The sequence below is a fragment of the Paraburkholderia xenovorans genome (assembly GCF_046030735.1).
Classification (GTDB): Bacteria; Pseudomonadota; Gammaproteobacteria; order Burkholderiales; family Burkholderiaceae; genus Paraburkholderia; species Paraburkholderia xenovorans_A.
Genome location: NZ_JAQQBV010000006.1, coordinates 1 through 23,267 on the forward strand (window position 1 = coordinate 1; position 23,267 = coordinate 23,267).

The following is a 23,267-nucleotide window of genomic DNA, read 5'->3' on the forward strand; positions in this document are numbered from 1 at the left end:
TGTAAAAGCACTCGGATGAGTGTTGTTTCGCCCACATTTAGCAGCATGGGCGGGATCACTGCGGCATCCGCGTTCAGTTGCACAATTATCGGCGGCCTGTTAGCGGGGGGTGTAACCTCGACCTTGGCTATTTTCCTTCCACCCAAGGCTCGCACTGTTATCGGGGCATCGAAGTCGGATGCAGTGATATGCCGCCCCGAGAGGTTTTGAACTGTATAGAACCTGAGTTGCAGGTGTCCTGGGGCCGCTGATATACCACCGATCGATAACGTGGCCGATGGACCGTCGGCGCCAGAAAAATATTCAGGTGGCAAGGCACTTGACGCGAGAATCCGCTGGATCTTGACAACTCCCGTGGAAACTGTCGGCGTGGTTTGCTGAACGCTGACCCAAAGAGCTACTGCTGCGATCACAAGGCCAATCAAGGTCGCTATTGCAGCGACGCCATTCCACTTTGGGGATCCCCAGAACGAGCCCTTTGTATTCACGCCGGCACCCCAGATCAATTATTTAGTGGCAATCATACTGCGCTGGAAAACAAGCCCCAAAGCGAACAGCTGCTGAAGCTCGTGAATGTATGTTTTCGCAAACAGCGGGGCGCCGGATGAGTGCGTGCGAGCCGAGGCTGCTCGATAGTCTGCGCAATGAGCTAAGAGGGGAATTTTCGTGTGCTACAGATTTGCTACAGCAATGGTAACAATCCATATATGACGGGCCTCGCCGTCATTCCACGCCCTGAACTATGGTATTGAAAGGTGGGAAGCTCCATACTGCATCTCGGCAAAACACTGTCTAGACATACAGTATTTTGGTCGAACGAGTTTTTCGTACTTTGATTATGGCGGGGTGCTGAGAAAATAAGATACGCTACATGCATCCGTCCGACAAATCGCTAGGAGCAAGCACGTGGACCCATTCGAACAACTCGATGCCGCTTTGGACGCTTACGATGACCGGCAAGTCAAGGTTCGGTCAGCGGCAGAACAGAGGCAGGCGGAGGAGGATGCTTTTATTGCCGAGTTTTCAAATTTCCGTTCGATCACTGCTCATCCGGTGTTTGAGGAAATCGGTAACCGGCTGCACCAGCGCGGACATGAGTTTGAGGTCGTGATGAACGATCCGCCGACCGATGCTTCTCGCACACGGATCGGAATTACGTTGCACGTGTATCCGGCCGGCACTGGAGGGCGTCACGGGGCACGATCCGATCACCCGCAGTTCACCGTCAATGCCGATCCTTACAGCCGCAAGGTAAAGTTTCATTCCGTCATCACCTTTCCTGGGGGCGGGATGCAAAGTGGTCCAGATGGCGGGGATTACAGCTTGGAAGATCTATCGGCAGACGTCCTGCGCGCCAAGGCGATCGCCGTTATCGCGAAGTCGTTCGGACCACGCTGACGTCAAGCATCGTTCACGGTGCGACACCGGGTGTTCAACACGGTTGGCCGCATGTGCCAGAGTGGTTGGATCGTGTGGTTAATATAAGTATATTATTGATTTAAAATGAATATCGACGGCCTGCAAAGCCGTTTAGGCCGGTTCGACTCCGGCTCGCGCCTCCAGAAGTTGATGTAAAGAAAAGCCCCGATTCGTCGGGGCTTTTCTTTTATGCGCCGCCGTCATCGTGACGCGCGTGCGGCACAATGCGCGGGTCAATGCCCACACCGAGGCCGCATGTATCTACAACTCACCGGCACGCAGGTTCGCCTGCTCGGCTCGATGCATCTGTTCCCGGCGACGAGCCGCCGAACACCGCCCTGGATCGCCGAAGCCTACGACTGGGCCGAAGCGTTGGTCTTCGAATCCGATCCGCCGACAATCCTGCCGTTTCTGAAAACGCAATCGGCAAAGACGGCCGAGCCGCTGTCTTCGTTGCTTTCCGCCGATGCGTGGCAGCGGCTGCAAACCGTGTGGCCGACAGACGGCCCATTAGCGCCGCTATCTGCACTACGCCCGTGGGCCGCGCTGATCGTCGCGCCGACGCTCTTCCAGCAGGTTGTCGAAGGCGTCGAGCCGCGTCTCATGCGCTCGGCGCTCGCACAGGGCAAACCGTTTCAGTATCTGGAAACCGCGCAGCACGTGGCGGACTCGCTGGAGTCGATTCCGCTCGAAGCCGTTAGCGCCGCGCTCGCATTGCTGATGTCGGATACCAGCGAGCCGCAGCGCACGCTCGAACGGATGCACGACGCCTGGCTGCTGGGCGATCTGCAAGCGGTACACCGGATCGCCGTCGAATCGCCGATGTTCAATCTGCCCGGCATCCGCACCGCAATCCTCGACGCGCGCAACCGCGCATGGGCGGCGCGCCTGAAGGCGTTGCTCGTACGGCCGGAGCGGACGCTGGTCGTTGTCGGCGCGTTGCATTTGTGTGGGCCGGAGAATCTGATCGATTGCCTCGGGGCGAGCGTCGAGCCGGTTGTGTAAGCGTCTGGCGGATTTTGCCTGAACACGCGCACGGCGTGTGTTCAGCTTGAAACGCTTTCCTGACGCGGCTGCCGGGACACGATCGCAGCGGAACTCCATGCAAAGGGCTGAATCCCACCGACGCCCAGTAACGAAAGCGCCCGTCTCCACACATTGCGTGCGCTGAATATCCTCGACACCTCAGCGGAAGAGCGCTTCGACCGCCACAAGCAGGCGTCGAAGGCGCGCGGCGTGCATGGCGTTTAGCACTGTCGAGCATGGCGGATGCGGCATAATTCCGCATCGCCGCCGTTCAAACAGGCGCGCCTCTTTAGAAGCTCCCTCATGACTGAAACGCAGCACACGGCCGCCCCGCGGCTGGCCCAACTCGAATGGCGTTGGAAAGCCTTCGACGACCTCACCCCCACCGAAGTCTATGCAATGCTGGCCGCGCGCAGCGCGGTGTTCGTCGTCGAACAGAATTGCGTGTATGGCGATATCGACGGGCTCGACCTCGACGCCTGGCATCTGCTCGCCTTGGGTCCTCGAACCGATTCAAGCGGCAAGCACGCGCCGCTCGCGGGCTATCTGCGCGTGCTGCTGCCGGATACGGACGACACCGATATCCGCATCGGCCGCGTGCTGACCACCGTGGAGTTTCGCGGCTTCGGTCTGGGTAACACGATGCTCGAACGTTCGCTCGAGCACATCCGCGCGCAGTGGCCCGGCACGCCGATCCGTCTGCATGCGCAAGCCCATCTGCAACGCTTCTACGGCGCGTTCGGCTTCGCGCCTGTCTCGGAAATTCACGAAGAAGACGGCATTCCGCATGTATGGATGCGTTCGGCCTGACTTCCTGGTCCGCAGTGCCGCGCGTTACTTGGTCTGAGCGGGCGGCTTGACGGCGAACGGCGCGTCGAGCGTCTCGCCGTCGGAGAACTTCAGCGTCAGATGCACAGTGTCGCCTGGCGCGATCTTGTGCTTCGCGTCTTCGAGCATCACGTGATAGCCGCCCGGCGCGATCGCGACCTGGCCATGCGCGGGCACGGTCAGTTTGTCGACCATCACCATCTTCTGCGACGATCCGCTCGACACGGTTTGATGCAGCATCGCATCGCCATAGTCCTTGCTCGAAATATCGACGAGATCGACCGGCTTGTCGCCGGCGTTCACTAACGTGACGTAACCGGCGGCCGGCAGGTTGCCCGGCAGCCAGCGCACCCATGCGTCCTTGACGCTGATCGCCTTGGCGTCGGCGGCGTGCGCAGGCGACGCGAGTGCAAACGAAAACGAGAGGGCAACGGCGGAGCTCAGTGCAGCGAACGTTCTGGTTTTGATCGACATGTGTAGGCCAGGGTAGGTCAGGAAGGGTCGTTGATGATACGACGCAGGTCTTGCGCGATCGTATCGGGGGTGTCGCGATCGGTGGCCATCAGGCGTGCGTGACCTTGCTGATCGAACACGTAGACGGCGGAGCTGTGCGTGACTTCGTAGTTGCCGCGCGGGTCGCGCTTTTCCATCTGATAGGCGACGCGATAGCGCCTCGCGAGCGACTCGATCTGCCGGTCAGTGCCGCTCAGGCCTTCGGCGTGTTCCGCGTCGAATGCGCCGACATACTCGTGCAGTGCCTGTGGCGTGTCGCGCGCCGGGTCGACGGTAATGAACAGGATGCGCACCTTCTGTGCGTCCGGGCCGAGCTTGGCGAGCACCTGCATCAGTCTGCCCATGGTTTCGGGGCAGACATCCGGGCAATGCGTGTAGCCGAAGTAGACGAGCGATGTGCGGCCCTTGAAGGTGTCGCCGGTCACTGGTCGGCCGTCGTCGGCGGTCAGTTTGAAGTCGAGGTCGGGGAGGTGGCCGGTGACGTCGGTCAACTGCCAGGACTCGGTTCGATGCGTGCAGCCCGCCAGCATTGCCAGTGCGCTCAGCACGGCTCCCAGCGCCATCCGCTCGACCATGCGCGCGGCGCGCCCGTTGCGGAGCGTTGCGAAGTTCGGCTGCCGGCGTCGGGATAGGCGTTCGGGGAACAAAGCAGGTATCAATGACTCGATTGAGGAGCGGCACGCGGCGTTGCTTAGGAACGAACGCCGCGCCTTTCGCACGAAGCGCGCGGCCGCCGGCGTGTGCAAACATGCTCCTGACCGGAATGGTCCGCGTGGCAGCGACTGTATCGCAAAAGCGCCGTCTACGTCGCGTTTGGACCGCTGGGCGCGCGGTTTGCGGGGCAATATGACGCAGATCGCTAAAAGCGCGAGCAGACCGGACGCCCCGGTTGTTGCGCGCTATGTCGGACGTCATCGGTCTGCGCCGCCAGGCCGGGCTTGAGTCCCAGCTTACTTTCTCGAAAAATTGATCGATGCGCGGTAAGATGCGCACACTTTTCCGGCCGCACGAGGCTGAAAGGCAAAACTAACCGATGCAAGCACTTCCGGCTGTTCTGTCTCCAGGCGAGACCGCATTTTTCTTCGACTTCGACGGCACGCTCGTCGAACTCGCGTCCACGCCGGACGGCGTGCGGGTGGAACCGCGCGTCATCGATCTGCTCGCCGAACTGCGGCGCCTGACGAACGGCGCGGTCGCGGTGGTGTCCGGCCGCGGCATCGACAGCATCGACGGTTTCCTCGCGATGCCCGATCTGCCGATCGCCGGCTTGCATGGCGCCGAGCGGCGCGATTCGAACGGCGATACGCAGCGCATCGGTTTTCACGACGAACGCCTGTTGCGCATGGAGCAGGTGCTCGCGCAGGTCGTCAACGAAAACCCCGGCATGCTGCTCGAAATCAAGGGCGCGGCGCTGGCCTTGCACTATCGCAACGCGCCCGATCGCGAAGCGCTGGCGCGTAAGGCGACCGAGCGGCTAGTGGCCGATTACGCCGGCTCGTACGTGTTGCAGCCCGGCAAGATGGTCTACGAAATTAAACCGAAGGACGTCGACAAAGGCCGCGCGGTGCGCGCGTTTCTCGACGAACCGCCGTTCGTCGGTCGCCGCCCGGTATTTGCCGGCGACGATCTCACCGACGAGAAAGGCTTTGCCGTCGTCAACGAACGCGGCGGTTTGTCGATCAAGGTCGGCGCGGGCGACACGCTCGCGCAGACGCGCGTCGAGTCGGTCACGGCGTTGCTCGACTGGCTGGAGTCGATCGTCGCGGCGGCGCGCGGAGCATGATGAGCGTGCCGGCATATCGCTTAACGTACATAACGTCGTATTGGATCGGGGCGCGCGTTTCATGAGTCGACTCATCATCGTATCGAACCGGGTGGCGCCGATTTCCGAGGGCGGCCCGGCGGCGGGCGGTCTCGCGGTCGGCGTGTACGACGCGCTGAAGGAAACCGGCGGCATGTGGTTCGGCTGGAGCGGCGACGTGCTCACCTCCGGCCAGCCGCAGATCAAGCTCGAAGAACGCGGGCCGGTCACGTTCGCGACCATCGCGCTGATGCGGCGCGACTACGATCAGTACTACCGTGGTTTTTCGAATGCGACGCTCTGGCCGGCCTTCCACTATCGCGCGGATCTGCTGCAATACGACCGGCACGACTTCGAAGGCTACTGCCGCGTCAACGCATGGCTCGCGCAGCAACTCGTGCCGCTGTTGCGCGAAGACGATGTGATCTGGGTCCACGACTATCACCTGATTCCGTTCGCGCAAGCGTTGCGCGCGGCGGGCGTGAAGAATCGCATCGGCTTCTTTCTGCACATTCCGTTTCCGGCCTCGCAGGTGTTGCTCGCGGTGCCGCCGCATCGCGAACTGGTCGAAGCGCTGTGCTCGTTCGATCTGCTCGGTTTCCAGACTGCGCCCGATTTGCGCGCGTTCTGCGACTACATCGTCAATGAGGGTAACGGGTCGGTCGACGTGTCGGCCAGCGGGCCGCTGACGGTCCACGCATTCGGCCGCACGCTGCGCGCGGCCGCGTATCCGATCGGCGTCTATCCGGACGAGATCGCCGAACTCGCGAAAGCGGGCGAGCGCGGCAAGCCGGTGCGCACGATGAAAGCGACGCTGCACTCACGCAAGCTGATCATGAGCGTCGACCGGCTTGATTATTCGAAGGGTCTCGTCGAGCGTTTTCGTGCGTTCGAACGGCTGCTCGAGCATTGGACCGCGCAGCGCAACAAGGTCTCGTTCCTGCAGATTGCGCCGCCCACGCGGGCCGACATGCACGCGTATCAGGACATCCGCCTGCAACTGGAAGGCGAGTCGGGGCGCATCAACGGTCGTTTCGCCGAGCTGGACTGGACGCCGATTCTGTACATCCACAAGCAGTACGAGCGCTCGGTGCTGGCCGCGCTGTTTCGCACCGCGCATGTCGGCTATGTGACGCCGTTGCGCGATGGGATGAACCTCGTCGCGAAGGAGTATGTGTCCGCGCAGGATCCCGAGAATCCCGGCGTGCTGGTGCTGTCGCGATTTGCCGGCGCGGCGCAGGAACTGGACGGTGCGCTGATCGTCAATCCGGTCGATATCGACGGGATGGCCGAGGCGCTCGCGAAGGCGCTGGAGATGCCGCTCGCGGAGCGTCAGGCGCGGCATCGCGACATGATGGCGCAACTGCGCGAGAACAATGTGTCGGTGTGGCGCGACAACTTCATGCGCGACTTGCAGAGCATGCATGGTGCAAAGAGCACCAGGACCGTGAAGGTGCGCGCGGGATCGGGGAAGAAGACGGCGCGCGAGACTGCGGCCGGGTAGCGCGTGTCGACGCGTTATCCGGTATTGGACGAAAAAAAGCCGCTCAGTTGAACTTGAGCGGCTTTTTTTGCATGCGAGCGTTCAAGGCGCTCGCTCGTATAACTCAGACCACGTGCTGTTCGTCGACCTTATTGCCGCCGATATGCAGCGTCGCGCCCTTGCCATACTGCTTCGACAGCAGATCGCGGTACAGGCCCGGACGCTGGCGCAGCTCTTCGGGACTGCCGTCGTCGATCACCTTGCCGGCGCTCATCACGATGATCCGGTCGAAGTTGTTCAGCGTCGACAGGCGGTGCGCGATCGCCACGACGGTGCGGCCGACCATCAACCGGTCGAGCGCCTTCTGGATTGCTTCTTCCGACGAGCTGTCGAGCGCCGACGTCGCTTCGTCGAGCAGCAGGATCGGCGCGTTTTTCAGGATCGCGCGAGCAATCGCGATCCGCTGGCGTTGACCGCCGGACAGCTTCACGCCGCGGTCGCCGACGATCGTGTCGTAGCCTTCCGGCATCGCTTCGATGAAGTCGGCGCAACGGGCTTCACGCGCCGCGGCCAGCACTTCGTCGCGGCTCGCTTCCGGCCGGCCGTACGCAATGTTCTCGTACACCGAGCGGTGGAACAGCGAGATGTCCTGCGGAACCAGCGCGATCGCGTGGCGCAGGCTGTCCTGCGTGATGGCGGCGATGTCCTGACCGTCGATCCTGATCGCGCCGCCCTGGGTCTCGTAGAACCGTTGCAGCAAAGCCAGCACGGTCGACTTGCCCGCGCCCGACTTACCGATCAGGCCGACACGCTGCCCCGGTTCGATATGCAGATCGAAGTGATCGAGAATCGGCCGGCGGCGCGGGTACGCAAACGTGACCGATTCGAAATCGATGCGCCCGCCTTGCGGCACGAGTTCGGTTGCGTCGTTGCGGTCGGGCATGCCATGCGGTTCGAGCAGTGTGCGCACCGCTTCGGCGAGCCGCGCAACGTGCTGCGTCACGTCGACTAGTGCCACGGCCAGATCGCGGGTGCCGTGCAGAATCGTGAAGCCGAGCGAGCTGACCAGCACGATGTCGCCGGAGGTCGCCTTGCCTTGATCCCACAGCCACAACGCCCAACCCAACAGGCCGGCGGACAGCAGCGCAGTGATCACCGCGTGCAGCAGGCGCAGCTTTTCCAGATACAGCAGGCTTTGCTGGCGGGCGTCCATTTCCGCCTTGACCGTGGCGCCGAAGCGCTGCTGCTCGCGGAAGGTCATGCCGAACGCGCGCACGAGGCCCATGTTGCTGATCACGTCGACCAGTTCGCCGTCCACCGAAGCCGCTTTGGTCGCGAAATGGTGATGACGCGCCGAACCGCGCCCGGCAAGTTTGTAAAGGACGACCGACAAAATGGCCGAGCACAGCATCAAACCGCAGGCCATCAGCGGATTCACCGCGGTGATCATCACGATCGCACCGAGCACCGCGATGCACGGCGGCAGCACGTTCCACGCGGTAGTGTTTTCGGCGGTGTAGACCGCGTTCGAGGTAGCCGTGATGCGGCTCGCGAGCATACCCGGCTGCTTCTCCGAGTAATAGGAAGGCGAGTGGCCGGACAGATACGAGAACAGGTCGCGCCGCAAGTCGCCGGTGACGGCGACGAACGTATGCGCGGCGACCCAGCCGCCGACCCGCCACAGCAGGTTGTCGGCGGCGATCAGGCCGACCAGGATGGCGAACGCGCCCCACAGCGGACCGGGATGATGGCGGCCTTCGCCAAGCACGTCGATCAGATGCTTGATTGCGTATTGCGAAGCGAGCGCACAGCCCACGGCCGCAAACACGCTGCACAAAACGATCGCATGGGCGAGCGGGTGGCGGCGGATAAAGCGGAAGAGAAACGCAAGCGGCCTGTGCGCGTAGCTCGCGAGCTTTGCGTTCAGGGCGTTACGCTGGGCGATGGTTAAATGTTCCAATTGATCGTGTGGCCGGAGTGTGTGTCGGATTGTGCATGCAAAGCACGGGCCACGGCGAAAGCAAGTTCGCCGCGAAGCCGATGCTTCGCATTGTAAACACGCAAAAGCGATTGCGCCCTGGGTAATCCGGGCGATGACGCGACTGATTTCGCGATAGGGCGCCGCGACCTGCTGTGGCTCGGCCCCGCAACGGGCCTGTGGTTCACGCGGTTCGCGAACAAATTCGGGATACAATTACAAGTTGCATACAGCGTAGACCGGGCATTTCTTCAACGCTTGCCTGCAAGGTTGATGCAGAGGCTTACAGACGCCGCCATCAAGTTTCGCGTTGCAAGCCAGTTGCTACTGTAGAACTGTCTTATAAAACAAGGGTTTGCAAAGTGTTTCCCCTTTGTAACAACGTAAAGACTTTGAAATGTTGTGCCGCAGCACAATATCCGGCACTGATAATGCATCCCGGTTGGCTCAGCGAAATATCTGACAGTTTGTCAACGTAGGTGCCATGTGTGCGTTTACCGGCACAAGCGCAGACTGTGACGACATCGGTCTGGGCTCTTTACCCAAGCGATCCATCGCAGGATTTCTCGAAAGAATCAGGCCCGCGCCGGCACGACCGGCCAGACTGCCCTGGCGAGCAAGCGAGTCGCTTTTCCAAACGCAGTACCTTTGCCTGATTTTTTACGAGGAGTTTTTCATTATGCGAATCGCTCAAATCGCTCCGTTACACGAGGCGGTTCCTCCCAAGCTGTATGGCGGTACGGAACGCGTGGTGTCCAACCTGACCGAAGCGCTGGTCGAACTGGGTCATGACGTCACGCTCTTCGCGAGCGGCGATTCGCAAACCTCGGCGAAACTCGAAGCTTTCTGGCCGCAGGCGCTGCGCCTCGACCCTACCATTCGCGACGTGATGGCGCCGCACATGCTGCTGCTCGAAGAAGTGCGCCGCCGCGCGGACGAATTCGACGTGCTGCATTTCCATATCGATTACTACCCGTTCTCGCTGTTCGCGCGTCAGCCGGTGCCGTTCCTGACCACGCTGCACGGCCGTCTCGATCTGCCGGAACTGCAACCGATCTTCAATACGTTCAGCGACGTGCCGGTGGTGTCGATTTCGGACAACCAGCGTATCCCGCTGCAACAGGCGAACTGGCTGCAAACCGTTTATCACGGTCTGCCGGAAAACGTGCTCACGCCCATCAAGAACGTCGAGCCGGGCTACCTCGCATTCCTCGGCCGCGTCTCGCCGGAGAAGGGTCTCGACCGCGCGATCCGCATCGCCGGCCAGGCAGGCATGAAGCTCAAGGTCGCCGCCAAGATCGACAAGGCCGACCGTGCCTATTACGAAGAAGTGATCAAGCCGTTGATGGCGCTGCCGCACGTCGAATACATCGGCGAAATCGGCGAAGCCCAAAAGCGTGAGTTTCTCGGCAACGCGCATGCACTGGTGTTCCCGATCGACTGGCCGGAGCCGTTCGGTCTGGTGATGATCGAAGCGATGGCTTGCGGCACGCCGGTCGTCGCGTTCAACCGTGGTTCGGTGCCGGAAGTGATCGAAAACGGCGTGTCGGGCTTTGTCGTCGAAGATGAAATCAGCGCGGTTGCCGCCGTCAAGCGTCTGCACACGCTGCCGCGCGCCAAGGTGCGTGCCGCGTTTGAATCGCGTTTCTCGTCGAAGGTGATGGCGCAGAATTACGTCGCAACCTATGAAGAGCTGCTGCGTCAGAAGCATCGCACGGTGCTGCGCGAAGTCAACGCAAGCTAATGCGGCATAGATAAAGCAGTACACGGGTTGTTCGGGGTCGCTTGACGGATCCCGGCAGCCTTCAGCAACGCCCCGCGGGCTTTTGACCGCGGGGCGTTGTTGCATGCGCGCCGCGTTTTTGCGTGTGAGCGTCAGAAAGTATCGTTTTGCGGGCGGCAAGTATGAGCCGTCTTCGTATTATCCCTATAATGGCCGTGCCGCAAATTGGGCTGCGGCGCCCCCGACGACAGGAGGATGCTTTGCCGAGAACGAAAGAGACGCGTGCGAATGCCGCGCCCGGCGCCGGAACGATTTTCGCGTTGCGCGCCATCGGTCTCGTGCTCATCGCTCGCTGGCTGTTTTCGATGGCGCAAATGGATCTCGGCGCGTCGTTGTCCGCGATGGTGTCGTCGCCGTGGGCCTGCATCAACCTCGTGTTCCTGTTCCTGCTGATTTTCCTGCCCGGCGCGCGCGCCGTGGCCGAGCGTCCGTTTCATCCGCTGCCGCAATGGCTGCGGCAGGCGCTGCGGCTGTTTGCTTTCCTGGGTTTTCTGTTTGCTGTCTGGTCGGTCGGTGCATTCGCGGCGAGCGCCGGCTGGCGTCGCGCGGTACAGGCGGTCGCGGCCACCAATGGCTGGTTGCTGGCCGCGCCCGCGCTGTACGCCGCGGTGATGTGGATTTGCCGTCCGCGCGCGCTGTGGCGCACCAATATCGCCGCGCGGCGCTTTGCGATCGGCCGCTATGCGGTGGCACTCGATCCGGCTACGCGCACGGTGATCGTGTGGGCCGAGCGTCGCAAGGTCGGTCAGTACGACGCGCGCGAGTTGTCCGTGCGCTGGGCCGCCGGCCCGTCCGCCACCTCGACGCCGACGCCCACGCCTGCTGTGGCTTACGGCGTGGCGGGCGCGGATGCAGGCGCGTCGTCGACGCCGGCCGGCGCAGTCACAGCGCCGGTTGTCGCGCGCGGCTTCGGGCGTCGGCCGAAAATCGAATTGCTATGGGATTCGCCGGCTGCCGCGGGTCATAACCGGCAGACCGTATTCCGCACCGCGCTGACCACCGAAGGCGATCGGGTCGCCGCGCGGGCGCTCGATACGTCATTGCGGCAAGTCTGACTCGGCTGTATTGAACGCTCGGCTACGCCCGTGGACTCGCCTGGCGTCGTAAAGTGGAGCGTGGTTTGTCGTCGCCGTGGGTGAAAAGCCGTGCGCTGCTTCAGCGGCGGCGAGCGGGACATACATCGATCGTGTTGCTTCGTGCTGGTTCTTGCGCAGGAGTCGTCATGCTGGTTCGCTGGTTGCTTGCCGCCATTCATCTGCTTGCTTACGGTTTTGCGCTCGCGTCGATTTTGCGGCGGACCTGGGCGCTGCGTCGGGCCACCGTGCCCGCTGCCCTGAGGTCGGTATTTCGCGCCGATACTGCGTGGGGTCTCTCGGCTCTGGTATTGATCGTCACCGGATTGATGCGCGCTTTCGGCGGCTATGAGAAGGGCGCCGACTACTACCTGCACGAGCCGCTCTTTCACGCGAAGATGACGCTGCTCGTGCTGATCTTCGTTCTCGAAATGCCGTCCATGCTGGCGCTGATGCGCTGGCGCGGCGCGCTGAGAAGAAAGGACGCGCCGGATCTGCGGCGCGCGCGAGCCTACGCTCGCTACAGCGTGATCCAGACCGTGCTGCTGGTACTGATGGTGTTCGCGGCAACCGGCATGGCGCGTGGCATCGGACTGCCGTCCGGCGTGGTGTAATCGCGCACGAACTCGTGAAGAGCGCGTGCGCGGACCAGGCCATGTTGCTCGTTACTTCTCTACCAGCAGGCTCGAATCGTCGGTCCTGCTCGTCTTGACGGCAGAGGTTTTGGGCACGACCTCCGGATCGTTCAAACCCTTGATCAGTTCCAGCGCCTGACGTTCGAACAGGCGCCGATACAGACCGTTCTCGAGCTTGATCAAGGCCTCGTGACTGCCTTCCTCGATCACCTTGCCCTTGTCCAGCACCAGCAACCGGTCGAGCGCACGCACGGTCGACAGACGGTGCGCGACCACCAGCGTCGTGCGTCCCGTCATCAGCCTTTCCATTGCCTGCTGGATCAGCATTTCGCTTTCACTGTCGAGGCTCGAGGTGGCTTCGTCGAGGATCAGGATCGGTGCGTCGGCGAGAAACGCGCGCGCAATCGCTACCCGCTGACGCTCGCCGCCCGACAGTTTGATCCCGCGCTCGCCTACCAGCGTGTCATAGCCGTCGGGCAGCGCCGCGATGAAGTCGTGCGCGCTGGCGAGTCGCGCCGCGCGTTCGATCTCGACGCGGCTCGCGCCGGGCTTCGCATACGCAATGTTCTCGGCGAGCGAGCGGTGAAACAGCACCGGCTCCTGCTGAACGATCGCGATCTGACCGCGCAGCGAAGCTTGCCGAACTTGCGCGATGTCCTGGCCGTCGATCGTGATGCGACCGCCCGAGATGTCGTACAGACGCTGGATCAGCTTGATGAAGGTCGTTTTTCCCGAGCCCGAATGCCCGACCAACCCGACGCGCTCTCCCGGCGCGATGCGCACCGAGAAGTTTTCGTAGAGCGGTTTCGCGTTCGAGCCGTAGTGGAAGGTGACGTGCTCGAAGCGGATCTCGCCCTGACCGATCGCGATCGGGCCGGCGCCGGCGCGGTCCTCGATGCCGAGCGGCTGACTTTCGAGCGACACCAGTTCCTCCATGTCGTTGACCGAGCGCTGCAGGTTGCGGATGTGCATGCCCACGTCGCGCAGATAACCCTGCAGCATGAAGAACATCGTCAACGCGAACGTGATGTCGCCGACACTCGCCTCGCCGCGCGCCCACAACAGCAGCGCCGCACCGAGAATCGCGGCCTGAATCGCCACTAGCATCGCGCCTTGCAAGCCGCCGTTGAGCGTGCCGCGCATCCACGTGCGGCGCGTGCGATGACGCCACTTGTCGATCACGCGCGCGAGCAGCGCTTCTTCGCGCTCTTCCGCGCCGAATGCCTTTACGACGCCGTTGCAACTGACCGCGTCGGCGAGGGCGCCGCCCATGCGCGTGTCCCACGCGTTCGCGAGCCGCGCCGCGGGCGCGACGAAGCCGAGCGACATCGCCACCGTCACGGCGATATAGATCACCGAACCGATGCCGACCACCATCCCCATCAACGGCCAGCGCCAGCCGAGCAGGCCGGTCGCGCCGGCCAGCATGACTAGCGAAGGAAGCAACGCGATCAGCAGCGTGTCGTTGAGCAGGTCGAGCGCCCACATGCCGCGCGTGATCTTGCGCACCGTGGAGCCGGCGAAACTGTTGGCGTGCCAGTCGGTGGAAAAGCGCTGCACGCGATGAAACGCATGGGCCGCGATCTCGCTCATCATCTTCAGCGTGAGTCTGATGATGTTGAAGAACACGCACTGCCGAAGCAGCGTGGCGCCGAGGCCGAGTCCGGCCAGCACGCAGAATGCCGCGACCGCCGCATGCCAGGCCGCGCCGTCGCTGGCGGCGCCCGACGCGATCGCATCGACGAGGCGGCCGGCGTACATCGGCGTGAGGACGTCGGCGATTGCCGCGAGCAGGGCCAGCGCCGTGATGACGAATATGCGCCACGGCTGCTGTGTCCAGTGACGGAAGGTGAAACCGAGGACGTCCTTGAAGGCTTGTCCGCGAAAATCGGGTTTTTTAATGGTCATTTGCCACGACCCGGTGGCGCATCGACGCAGCCGGGTTCCAGTCAGAAGCGAAAGCAAAAGACAGTTGCTCGGCGCTGGACATTGCCGGCCAGGGAACCACGAACTGTCTGGGGATGGTACGGAACGCCTGTTCAGGCCGAACCGTGATTGCGACGACTTAAGATCGCGAGGATGGCCGCGAGACCATACCTGGGAAGGCGATGTGCACTGCGAACATGTGACGCCTCCCTGAAGTCGATGAGTAGTTGAAGAAAAACGAATCGGGGCGAGTGCCCGAACGCCCACTATATCAGCAGTATTTCGTACTCGCAATCATACGAAGTTTCGGAATCGACGGTCATTGGACGGGGGAACGGACACGAATGTTATTTTTTGGTGAAGAAAACTAAACTAAAATAAAAAGATATCTAAACCGTGTATAGTTTAGATTCCTGTTTCATGAACACCCTTCCCGAACGTATCCAGATTGTCCTGGGCGAGACCGGCGTCGATCAGGTCGAGCTGGCGAGAATCGCTGAAGTCAGCAAAGGCGCGGTCAACCAATGGTTGTCAGGCGCCATCAAGTCGCTGAAGCATGAGTACGCGGTCAGAATCGAAAAGAGGTTTGGCTACCGGGTGGATTGGCTGATCATGGGAGAAGGGGAGCCGAAGGCGACCGATGCGGAGCATCGGAACGAACTCGACTCGACCTCGTCGTCCATGAGGCGGCGCATTCCGGTAGAGGGCATGGCACAGCTTGGTAACGACGGCTTCTGGGCCGAAATTGATTCCTCGGTGGGCGGCGGTTATCTGGAGCTTCCGTCCAGGAATAAGGCGTACGGGCTGCGCTGCAAGGGCGATTCCATGCAGCCGCGTATCCGGGACGGCGAGTTCGTGGTTATCGAGCCCGAGCATGCGGTCGAGCCGGGTGACGAAGTGCTTATCCGTGCAACGGATGGGCGCGTGATGATCAAGATCTATCTCTATTCGCGCGACGGTCGCAAGCATTTCATGTCGGTGAACGACGACCATGTGCCGATCGCGTTTGCGGACGAGGAGATCGAACTCCTGCACTACGTCGCGGCGATTGTTAAGGATTCTATGTGGCGGCCTGAGTAAAAGTATAGATACCTTGACTTGAATGGTTTGGATATCTATACTTTGATCATGGCTGCGGTGTTCGGCGCTGGAGAGGCCTTGGTTAAAGCGAGTTGCGGTGCTTGATCGCAAACTTTCTCACGACGCCAGCATTGACCGGCAGCAGATCGTTCGTGTTCAAGCGATCGGCCACCGCGCAAGCGTACGCCCGGCGTAGTTCGTTCTGCGTCAGGGCCATGTCTGCTAGCGCGAGCACATGCAGATGATGAGCGGACAGGCCGCGAGCAGCTTTACCGCGTTCCCGCTCCCAACTGATTAACGAAACCGATATCTCGATAGCGCTCATCGCGGCCTTTCTGCCTCTGCGTACAAGTGGGCTGATGGTCCTGCTTAAGCTCCCGTTTGTTGCCGCGACGGCGTGGTGGGCTTTTCTCTGAGTATTGGGTCTTTCGCTGCGGATTGCGCAGGTTCGTCTTCGAAGTCGACTGTGTGATCGCCGTCTATCGCGATCGAGTGCGGCGGATTCGATTTGCGGTTGGCCGACGCATGTGACATCGATTGGCACGAGCAGATAGCCGCGCAGTTCGCGTCCGGTCGTCACGACGAGATCGGGTGTCGTTTCGCTGCCTCTCGCGTCGCAGCTCCTTCCAATTCGATGCCGAATCGACGCACACATCGAGGCGCGCTTGGGCGTGCTTTTCTTCATTCCATCTCCGAGTTATTTAGCTCTTGCAAGATAAGCGCTATCTCAGGCATGAAATGTGAGAAAACTCTGAATCTGCGGCTGGATACGGGCGATTGACTCGTCGTTTTCCATTGTCGATTCCGGAACGGTGATACCCGCCGTCGCCGACGACGTGGAGTAGTGCTGACTAAAATCGATCAGGGATTATCTGCGTGCTTCGGCCACTTGCAACAGAGCAGGGCGGTGCGATCAAACGTGGGCAATAAAAAACCCCGCAATCCTTTCGGATCCGGGGTTTTTTAAAGCAACTGCGATTAACGCGTTACTGATGTACTGGTGGGTGGTACAGGGATTGAACCTGTGACCCCTGCCGTGTGAAGGCAGTGCTCTACCGCTGAGCTAACCACCCGAAGAGAGCCGAATTATGTCAGGGATTTTTCGACTCGTCTAGTCCTTTTTAAGCGGTTTGCTCATCCGCCGCTGGTGCTGCTGCCGGTACCGGTTCGAGACGCCAAACGCTGGTGCCTTTGATCGCCTTGTCGAGACCGTCGAGTACGCTCTGGTGCTCGACGAGCTCGTCCGCGCTGGCGGAGATCACGATCAGTTCAAGCGAATCGAGCGACACGCGCGGCGCGTGGGTATCGCCGCCGCCGTGCGAGTCGCCGAGCATATCGATGACGAGGCTTTCCTGGCCGCGCGTCATCGCCAGATAGACTTCGGCGAGCAACTCCGAGTCGAGCAGCGCGCCGTGCAGCGTACGGTGCGCGTTGCTGACGCCGAAGCGATCGCACAACGCGTCGAGCGAATTGCGCTTGCCCGGGAACATCTGCTTGGCGCGCGCGAGCGTATCGATGATCTCGCCGCAGTACGTGCTGACCGGCGGTAGCCCTAGCAACGCGAATTCGGCATCGAGAAAGCCGATGTCGAATGGTGCGTTGTGGATGATCAATTCCGCGTCCTGAATGAAGTCGCGGAATTGATCGGCGATCTCCGCGAACTTCGGCTTGTCGCGCAGGAATTCGGTGGTGAGTCCGTGCACCGCGAGCGCGCCCGGATCGCTGTCGCGTTCCGGATTGATATAGAAGTGCAGGTTGTTGCCCGTCAGCCGGCGGTTCACCATTTCGACGCAACCGAGTTCGAGAATCCGGTCGCCGGTGCGGGCATTCAGGCCGGTGGTTTCGGTATCGAGGATGAGTTGACGCATGTCGGATTAGCCTGCTCAGAAATTGTCAGCGAAGAAGAAAGGCGCTTGCGCGACTGTGATGGCGCTCGGAATGCCGCGCATCACATTTCGGCGAGCGAAGCGACGCCGCGATTGGCCAGTTGATCCGCGCGCTCGTTTTCCGGATGGCCGTTATGGCCGCGCACCCAGCGCCATTCGAGTTGGTGCTGCGCGACGAGTGCGTCGAGCCTTTTCCACAGATCCGCATTCTTCACGGGTTGCTTCGCCGCCGTAATCCAGCCTTTCTTCTTCCAGCCGTGAATCCACTCGCTGATGCCTTTCTGCACGTACTGCGAGTCGGTATGAACGACCGCTTTGCATGGCCGCTTCAACGCCTCGAGCGCGGCGATTACGCCCATCAGTTCCATCCGGTTGTTGGTGGTGTTGGCTTCGCCGCCGAACAGTTCTTTTTCCTGGTCGCCGAAGCGCAGCAGCGCGCCCCAGCCGCCGGGGCCGGGATTGCCCTTGCAGGCGCCGTCGGTGTAAATGTCGATGATGTCGGTGGTCATTGGGTGTGATTGCGTGTGTTCGGAGTGGCGGCGGGCGCGAGGCCCGCGGCGAGTACGGGTTTCTTCACTTTCAGCGGACCGACGAGGCGCATGCCGCGCACGCGCTTGATCGCCTTGATCATGTAGGTGGCGCCGAAAATCGGCCACCAGCGGTCGCCGGCGGCTTCCATGAATTGATAGCGGGACAGCCATTGTTCGCTGCCGAGCGGCGGACGATAGCAGCCGAAGCGCCCGCGTTCAAGGTCGAAACCGAGCAGCTTGATCCAGTCTTTCAGGCGCGTGAACGCGATCAGGTCGACCGCCGACGGCACGAACGGCCGGCCGGTCACCTTGCCGACCGATTGCCGCGCGCCCCACAGCGACAACGAGTTGAAGCCGAGAATGATCAACTGGCCTTCGGGCATCAGCACGCGCTCCGCTTCGCGCAGCAGCCGGTGCGGATCGCTCGTGAATTCGAGCGTGTGCGGCATCACGATCAGATCGACGCTTTGCGCCTCGAACGGCAGATCGAGCAGATCGCACCAGACCGCGCTGCGGCCGGCAGGTGCAGGCAAGCCCGCAGGCAAGCCCGCGGACAACCCTTGCGGCCCCACCTTGCCGGAGCCAAAACCGTTCGCGCCGCTCACCTGGCGAGGAAACGCGTACGGCGCGCTGGCACCGCTCGCGGCGTCGAGCACCAGCCCGCGGCACGGCATGCGGTTTTCGCGCAGGGCATCGAGCTGCGGCAGGCCGAGTTGCAGCGCATGGTAGCCGAACACGTCCGACACCACGCGGTCGAGCTGGGTCTGTTCCCAGTCGAGCACGTAGCGGCCGGGCGGCGAATCGGTCCACGCGGGCCAGTCTATAATCGCTCGATCAGTCATATCTGAGAATGCGTCGCCTATGAATGCGCTCGAGTACGTACCGGTCCCGGCGTTTGAAGACAATTACATCTGGGTCGTTTCCGACGGGCACCACGCGGTGGTCGTCGATCCGGGTGAGGCCGCGCCCGTTCGCGACTATCTGGCGAAACGCGGTTGGCGGCTGAGCGCTATTTTACTCACGCACCATCATCAAGACCACGTCGGCGGGGTGGCCGATCTGCTGAACGGCCAGGCCGTGCCCGTGTACGGCCCCGCTGGTGAAGCGATCGAGCATCTCACGCAGCGTCTCGAAAATGGCGATCGCGTGACGATTGCGGCGCCCGCGCTCGAATTCAGCGTGCTCGACGTGCCGGGTCATACGCGCGGGCACATCGCTTATTTTCAGGCCGCGGATCCGGGCGGCACGCCCCATGTGTTTTGCGGCGATACGCTGTTCGCGTGCGGTTGCGGCCGGCTCTTCGAAGGCACGCCTGCACAGATGCTGGCGTCGCTGGATTCGCTCGCCGCGCTGCCGGGCGCGACTCAGGTGCATTGCGCGCATGAGTACACGTTGTCGAACATCCGTTTCGCGCTCGCTTGCGAGCCGGACAACGCCCAACTGCAAGCCTGGCGTGACGAGGCGGTCGACCTGCGGGCGCGCCACGTGCCCACTTTGCCCACCACCATCGCCCACGAACGCGCGGTGAATCCGTTTTTGCGCGCCGGCAATCCCGCCGTTCAGGCAACCCTGCAAGAGCAACTGCACGAAAAAGTGCCGGATCGATTGACGGCATTTACGTTGATGCGCGAATGGAAAAACCGTTTCCGGTGACCCGACAGTCATCAGGGTATTCTTCAGGCGATGAATCGCAAAAATTCGCCAAGCCTTAGATTTCCTTGATTTTTTTCGCTATTTTTCGATTGACGTAAACGTTGCCGTTTCGTACTATCGGCTGCAAATTCCAGCCCTTGTGGAAGCCGAGACGTTCATGAGATTTATCTTTAGTGCGTTATTGGTCCTGACGCTTGCCGCATGCGCGAGCCAGGGACCGACAACGAACAGCTCCACCACCGCATCCGATCCCGCCAGTCAGCAAGCAGTAGCCGACGCCCTTCGCAAGACAGCCACCGCCAAAGAAACGATCAACGTCGACCAGGGTTCCGTCAATCAGTTGACGAGTGCTGACGCCGATCTGTGGGGCCGTATTCGCCGTGGTTTTCAAATGCCGGACCTGCAGACCGACCTCGTCGACATGCAGGTCAACTGGTATGCGCAGCGTCCCGACTACGTGCAGCGCATGACCGAGCGCTCGCAAAAATACCTGTATCACATCGTCGAGGAACTCGAGGCACGGCATATGCCGACCGAGCTCGCGCTGCTGCCGTTCATCGAGTCCGCGTATAGCCCGCAGGCGTTGTCGGTGGCGAAGGCGGCCGGCATGTGGCAGTTCATGCCGGGCACGGGCCGCACTTACAACCTCAAGCAGAACATGTGGCAGGACGAGCGCCGCGACGTGCTCGCGTCCACCAGTGCCGCGCTCGACTATCTGTCGCGCCTGCATGACATGTTCGGCGACTGGCAGCTCGCGCTCGCCGCGTACAACTGGGGCGAGGGCAACGTGCAGCGTGCGATCGCGCGCAACGAGGCGGCGGGTCTGCCCACCGACTACCTCAGCCTGCGCATGCCGAACGAAACGCGCAACTACGTGCCGAAGCTGCAGGCGGTGAAAAACATCGTGATGAACCCGCAGATGTACGGGCTCACGCTGCCGTCGATTCCAAACCACCCGTATTTCGTGACCGTCACCACGTCGCACGACATCGACGTGGACATGGCGGCGAAGCTCGCGAATCTGTCGCTCGACGAATTCCGTTCGCTCAACCCTTCGTTCAGAAAACCCGTGATTCTCGGCGCGACGCAGCCGCAAATCCTGCTGCCGTTCGACAACGCGAGCGCCTTTGAGCGCAATCTGAAGTCCTACTCCGGTTCGCTGTCGTCGTGGACCACCTATACGGTCACCGAGCGCTCGGCGCCGGCAGCGATCGCGCAAAAGATCGGCGTCGACGCGGATACGTTGATGGAAGTGAACAAGATTCCGGTCGGCATGCGTCTGAAGCCGGGTTCGACGATCGTCGTGCCGCGCGGTTCGGACGACGACGAAGACATCAGCGCGGACGTCGCGGAAAGCGCGGTGCTGGCGATGGAGCCCGACGTCCCCGACACTCGCAAGATGCTGATCCGCGTGCGCCGCAATCAGTCGATGGCGGCGATTGCGGTGCGCTACGGCGTTTCAATCGGACAATTGAAGGCGTGGAATCGTACCCATCGCGATCAGGTGTCGCGCGGGCAGGTGATCGTGCTGCATGTGCCGGTCGGCAAGGCCATGCCGAGCGAGCCGGGTCCGGAGCGTATTGCGACCGACGTGCAAGGCGGCGGCGTCGAGAAGATCGGCACCCACGTCGCGGACACTCGCAGCGATTCGCGCTACGATAGAAAGAAGGGTCGTGGCCGCTCCGCCGCCGTGGTGAAAGTATCCGAACCGGTGGGCAAGGTCAGCAAGCCGACTGCCTCCGCCGCCGCCAAAGGCAAGGTGACGAAGGTGTCGGCATCCACGCCCGGCAAGGCGTCGAAGGCCACGGCGGACAGCCGCCCGAAGACCGCGGCCAGCGCGAAGAAGGGTAAGTAAACCAACAGCGGCTCTCACGGTAGTGACCACATGCGTTGCGGGGGCAGCGCATGAATTGCGCTCCGATCACGCACCGTGTTTCTTCCAGCGCCGTCACCTGTGGTGACGGCGTTTTTCATGTGCGCTCCGCCTGCCTTCAGCGCAAACCCGGCCAATTTCCTTTATTGTTCGTACCCGGCCACGCAGGATCTTATTTTTCTCTCATGTCGTCCATGTCGCCTTTGTCATCCACGCAGCTTCGCGTTTTCCTTCTTTTCTCCGCCGGTTATTTCGTTTCGTACGTGTTTCGCGGCGTGAATCTGGGCTTTGCGCCGCTCATCACGCACGACCTCGGATTGTCGGCCGCCGACCTCGGGGTGCTCACCAGTCTGTACTTTCTAGGCTTTGCGGGCGCGCAAATTCCGGCCGGCGTGTTGCTCGACCATTTCGGCGCGCGCCGGGTGACCGCGGTCACGATCCTGTTCGCCGCGCTCGGGATAGGGATATTCGGCGCGGCGCATGGCGTCGGCATGATGATGCTCGGGCGTCTGCTGATCGGCGTCGGGGTGTCGGTCTGTCTCGGCGCGGCTTTCAAGGCATTGGCACAGCATTTCGACGCGGCGCGCCTGCCGCTGATGAACGGACTCGTGATGGCGATCGGCGGCTTCGGCGGCGTGGTGGTCGGCTCGCCGCTGACGTGGGTGCTGGGGTTTGCAAGCTGGCGCGCGGTCTGCGTCGGCCTTGGGTTGCTGACGGTGGTGGTGTCGGCCGCGCTCTGGACGCTCACGCCCGACGCAAAAGAGACTCGTCACCAGGCGAGCCTCGGCACGCAGTTCAAAGGTACGCTGCATATCCTCAGAAGCGCCGCGTTCTGGAAGATCGGCTCGTTTTCCGTCGTTACGCAAGGTGTGTTTTACGCGATGCAGTCGTTGTGGGTCGGCGCATGGTTGCGCGACGTGCAGGGTTTCGCGCCGCGTGAAGCCGCGTCGCTGGTGTCGACACTCGGCTTTGCGATGATGGCCGGCTGCCTCGGTTTCGGTGCGGCGGCGCGCAGTCTCGAACGACGTGGCGTGTCGCTGTATGTGTTTTGCGGTATCGGTATGACGCTGTTCGTCGTTACCCAACTGCTGATCATGTTCGGCGCGCCGCTGCCCGCCGGCCTGCTGTGGGCGGCTTATGGCGTGTTCGGCGGCACGGGCATTCTCAGCTACGCGATCATGGCGCGGCATTTTCCTGCGCAGATGACCGGCCGCGTAAACACGTCGCTCACGCTGATCATTTTTCTGCTGATTTTCGGCTTCCAGATCGGCGTCGGCGCGGTGCTGTCGCATTGGCCAGCCAGCGGCGGTCAGTATCCGGCGATCGCCCATCTGACTGCGTGGGGCATTCTCGTGGCACTGCAGGTGTTGAGCGCGATCTGGTACGTGCTACCCAGCCGGACGCGCGTTCAGCCGACGCAGGCTCCCGTCGGGCAGCGTAGTTGAAGTCGTCCGACGACGGTGCTTCAGGCCGGCGCCGTATCGACCCGCTGTTACTCCGAATGAGGGCCGTGTAAATTCTGTCAAAGCCTTCTGAGTCAGGCCCAGTAAGGCTTTGACGCCGTCCGGGGGAGCCTTTTCCCGGGCGGAACGCTATCTCGGATTTGGCGGCAAGGGTGCTTTCACGCTATAATTTCAAGGTTTGAGCTTATCAACCCGCACCCTAGCGCCTACCTCTCCCAAACCGTTCATCCGCCGCGCGCTGCTGACGCCCCGCACCCCAGCCGATTCGTCCACACAATGGACCCATCGCGCCCCTTGCGACGTTAGCGGCAGTACGC

General features: G+C 61.9%; 21 protein-coding genes and 1 tRNA gene. 12 read left to right on the forward strand and 10 right to left on the reverse strand.

Annotated features, from left to right (window positions below):
• Window positions 1-488 (reverse strand): hypothetical protein (locus PQQ51_RS07380; RefSeq protein ID WP_408496098.1); only part of this gene is annotated, 488 nt, incomplete at its 3' end.
• Window positions 489-906: 418 nt separating this feature from the next.
• On the opposite strand from PQQ51_RS07380, the gene PQQ51_RS07385 reads away from it, so the two are divergent.
• The 3 genes from PQQ51_RS07385 to PQQ51_RS07395 all read left to right on the forward strand — a co-directional run bounded on the left by PQQ51_RS07385 (window position 907) and on the right by PQQ51_RS07395 (window position 3,255).
• Window positions 907-1,398 (forward strand): hypothetical protein, encoded by a 492-nt coding sequence (locus PQQ51_RS07385; protein ID WP_408496100.1) that lies wholly within the window; start codon window positions 907-909, stop codon window positions 1,396-1,398.
• Between the two features lie 276 nt (window positions 1,399-1,674).
• Window positions 1,675-2,424: a TraB/GumN family protein gene (locus PQQ51_RS07390; protein ID WP_408496102.1), complete on the forward strand. Its 750-nt coding sequence runs from the start codon at window positions 1,675-1,677 to the stop codon at window positions 2,422-2,424.
• Between the two features lie 324 nt (window positions 2,425-2,748).
• On the forward strand, window positions 2,749-3,255 hold the full coding sequence (locus PQQ51_RS07395; protein WP_408496104.1) for a GNAT family N-acetyltransferase: 507 nt from the start codon (window positions 2,749-2,751) through the stop codon (window positions 3,253-3,255).
• A gap of 24 nt (window positions 3,256-3,279) precedes the next feature.
• Here the strand turns inward: PQQ51_RS07395 and PQQ51_RS07400 are convergent, their stop codons facing one another.
• Together PQQ51_RS07400 and PQQ51_RS07405 are read right to left on the reverse strand one after the other, a co-directional pair.
• A complete protein-coding gene (locus PQQ51_RS07400) occupies window positions 3,280-3,747 on the reverse strand; it encodes a copper chaperone PCu(A)C (protein ID WP_408496106.1) in 468 nt (155 codons plus the stop codon).
• 17 nt (window positions 3,748-3,764) lie between these two features.
• Window positions 3,765-4,361, reverse strand: a complete 597-nt coding sequence (locus PQQ51_RS07405) for an SCO family protein (RefSeq protein WP_408496338.1) — start codon at window positions 4,359-4,361, stop codon at window positions 3,765-3,767.
• A gap of 458 nt (window positions 4,362-4,819) precedes the next feature.
• Here PQQ51_RS07405 and otsB point away from each other — a divergent pair, with 458 nt between their 5' ends.
• Together otsB and otsA are read left to right on the forward strand one after the other, a co-directional pair.
• On the forward strand, window positions 4,820-5,569 hold the full coding sequence (otsB, locus tag PQQ51_RS07410; protein ID WP_408496108.1) for a trehalose-phosphatase: 750 nt from the start codon (window positions 4,820-4,822) through the stop codon (window positions 5,567-5,569).
• A gap of 61 nt (window positions 5,570-5,630) precedes the next feature.
• Window positions 5,631-7,091, forward strand: coding sequence for an alpha,alpha-trehalose-phosphate synthase (UDP-forming) (gene otsA / locus PQQ51_RS07415; RefSeq protein ID WP_408496110.1), 1,461 nt, complete (start codon window positions 5,631-5,633; stop codon window positions 7,089-7,091).
• A 103-nt stretch (window positions 7,092-7,194) separates the two neighbouring features.
• Here otsA and PQQ51_RS07420 read toward each other — a convergent pair whose 3' ends face one another.
• Window positions 7,195-9,030, reverse strand: coding sequence for an ABC transporter ATP-binding protein (locus tag PQQ51_RS07420; RefSeq protein WP_408496112.1), 1,836 nt, complete (start codon window positions 9,028-9,030; stop codon window positions 7,195-7,197).
• Between the two features lie 697 nt (window positions 9,031-9,727).
• Here PQQ51_RS07420 and PQQ51_RS07425 point away from each other — a divergent pair.
• The 3 genes from PQQ51_RS07425 (at window position 9,728) to PQQ51_RS07435 (ending at window position 12,518) form a co-directional block, all read left to right on the forward strand.
• Window positions 9,728-10,792 (forward strand): glycosyltransferase family 4 protein, encoded by a 1,065-nt coding sequence (locus PQQ51_RS07425; protein ID WP_408496114.1) that lies wholly within the window; start codon window positions 9,728-9,730, stop codon window positions 10,790-10,792.
• A 239-nt stretch (window positions 10,793-11,031) separates the two neighbouring features.
• A complete protein-coding gene (locus tag PQQ51_RS07430) occupies window positions 11,032-11,886 on the forward strand; it encodes a hypothetical protein (protein WP_408496116.1) in 855 nt (284 codons plus the stop codon).
• 167 nt (window positions 11,887-12,053) lie between these two features.
• Entirely contained in the window at window positions 12,054-12,518 is a 465-nt protein-coding gene (locus PQQ51_RS07435) for a DUF2214 family protein (protein WP_408496118.1), read from the forward strand.
• 51 nt (window positions 12,519-12,569) lie between these two features.
• Here the strand turns inward: PQQ51_RS07435 and PQQ51_RS07440 are convergent, their stop codons facing one another.
• Window positions 12,570-14,447 (reverse strand): ABC transporter ATP-binding protein, encoded by a 1,878-nt coding sequence (locus PQQ51_RS07440; protein ID WP_408496120.1) that lies wholly within the window; start codon window positions 14,445-14,447, stop codon window positions 12,570-12,572.
• Window positions 14,448-14,885: 438 nt separating this feature from the next.
• Between PQQ51_RS07440 and PQQ51_RS07445 the strand changes: the two genes are divergently transcribed.
• On the forward strand, window positions 14,886-15,545 hold the full coding sequence (locus tag PQQ51_RS07445; protein WP_408496122.1) for a S24 family peptidase: 660 nt from the start codon (window positions 14,886-14,888) through the stop codon (window positions 15,543-15,545).
• Between the two features lie 82 nt (window positions 15,546-15,627).
• On the opposite strand, the gene PQQ51_RS07450 is transcribed toward PQQ51_RS07445, so the two are convergent.
• From PQQ51_RS07450 to PQQ51_RS07470, 5 genes are all read right to left on the reverse strand, one after another.
• A complete protein-coding gene (locus PQQ51_RS07450; protein ID WP_408496124.1) occupies window positions 15,628-15,870 on the reverse strand; it encodes a hypothetical protein in 243 nt (80 codons plus the stop codon).
• A 673-nt stretch (window positions 15,871-16,543) separates the two neighbouring features.
• Window positions 16,544-16,618 (reverse strand) — tRNA-Val (locus tag PQQ51_RS07455).
• A gap of 48 nt (window positions 16,619-16,666) precedes the next feature.
• Window positions 16,667-17,413, reverse strand: a complete 747-nt coding sequence (gene dnaQ / locus PQQ51_RS07460) for a DNA polymerase III subunit epsilon (protein ID WP_408496126.1) — start codon at window positions 17,411-17,413, stop codon at window positions 16,667-16,669.
• A gap of 80 nt (window positions 17,414-17,493) precedes the next feature.
• Window positions 17,494-17,940, reverse strand: a complete 447-nt coding sequence (gene rnhA / locus PQQ51_RS07465; RefSeq protein WP_408496128.1) for a ribonuclease HI — start codon at window positions 17,938-17,940, stop codon at window positions 17,494-17,496.
• Window positions 17,937-18,803, reverse strand: coding sequence for a class I SAM-dependent methyltransferase (locus PQQ51_RS07470; RefSeq protein ID WP_408496130.1), 867 nt, complete (start codon window positions 18,801-18,803; stop codon window positions 17,937-17,939). The genes rnhA and PQQ51_RS07470 overlap by 4 nt, the downstream gene beginning before the upstream one ends.
• A gap of 19 nt (window positions 18,804-18,822) precedes the next feature.
• Here PQQ51_RS07470 and gloB point away from each other — a divergent pair, with 19 nt between their 5' ends.
• The 3 genes from gloB to PQQ51_RS07485 all read left to right on the forward strand — a co-directional run bounded on the left by gloB (window position 18,823) and on the right by PQQ51_RS07485 (window position 22,932).
• Complete coding sequence (gloB, locus tag PQQ51_RS07475; protein ID WP_408496132.1) at window positions 18,823-19,614, forward strand: hydroxyacylglutathione hydrolase; 792 nt, start codon at window positions 18,823-18,825, stop codon at window positions 19,612-19,614.
• 157 nt (window positions 19,615-19,771) lie between these two features.
• Entirely contained in the window at window positions 19,772-21,469 is a 1,698-nt protein-coding gene (locus tag PQQ51_RS07480) for a transglycosylase SLT domain-containing protein (protein WP_408496134.1), read from the forward strand.
• 221 nt (window positions 21,470-21,690) lie between these two features.
• Window positions 21,691-22,932: an MFS transporter gene (locus PQQ51_RS07485; protein WP_408496339.1), complete on the forward strand. Its 1,242-nt coding sequence runs from the start codon at window positions 21,691-21,693 to the stop codon at window positions 22,930-22,932.
• Window positions 22,933-23,267: the final 335 nt, after the last annotated feature.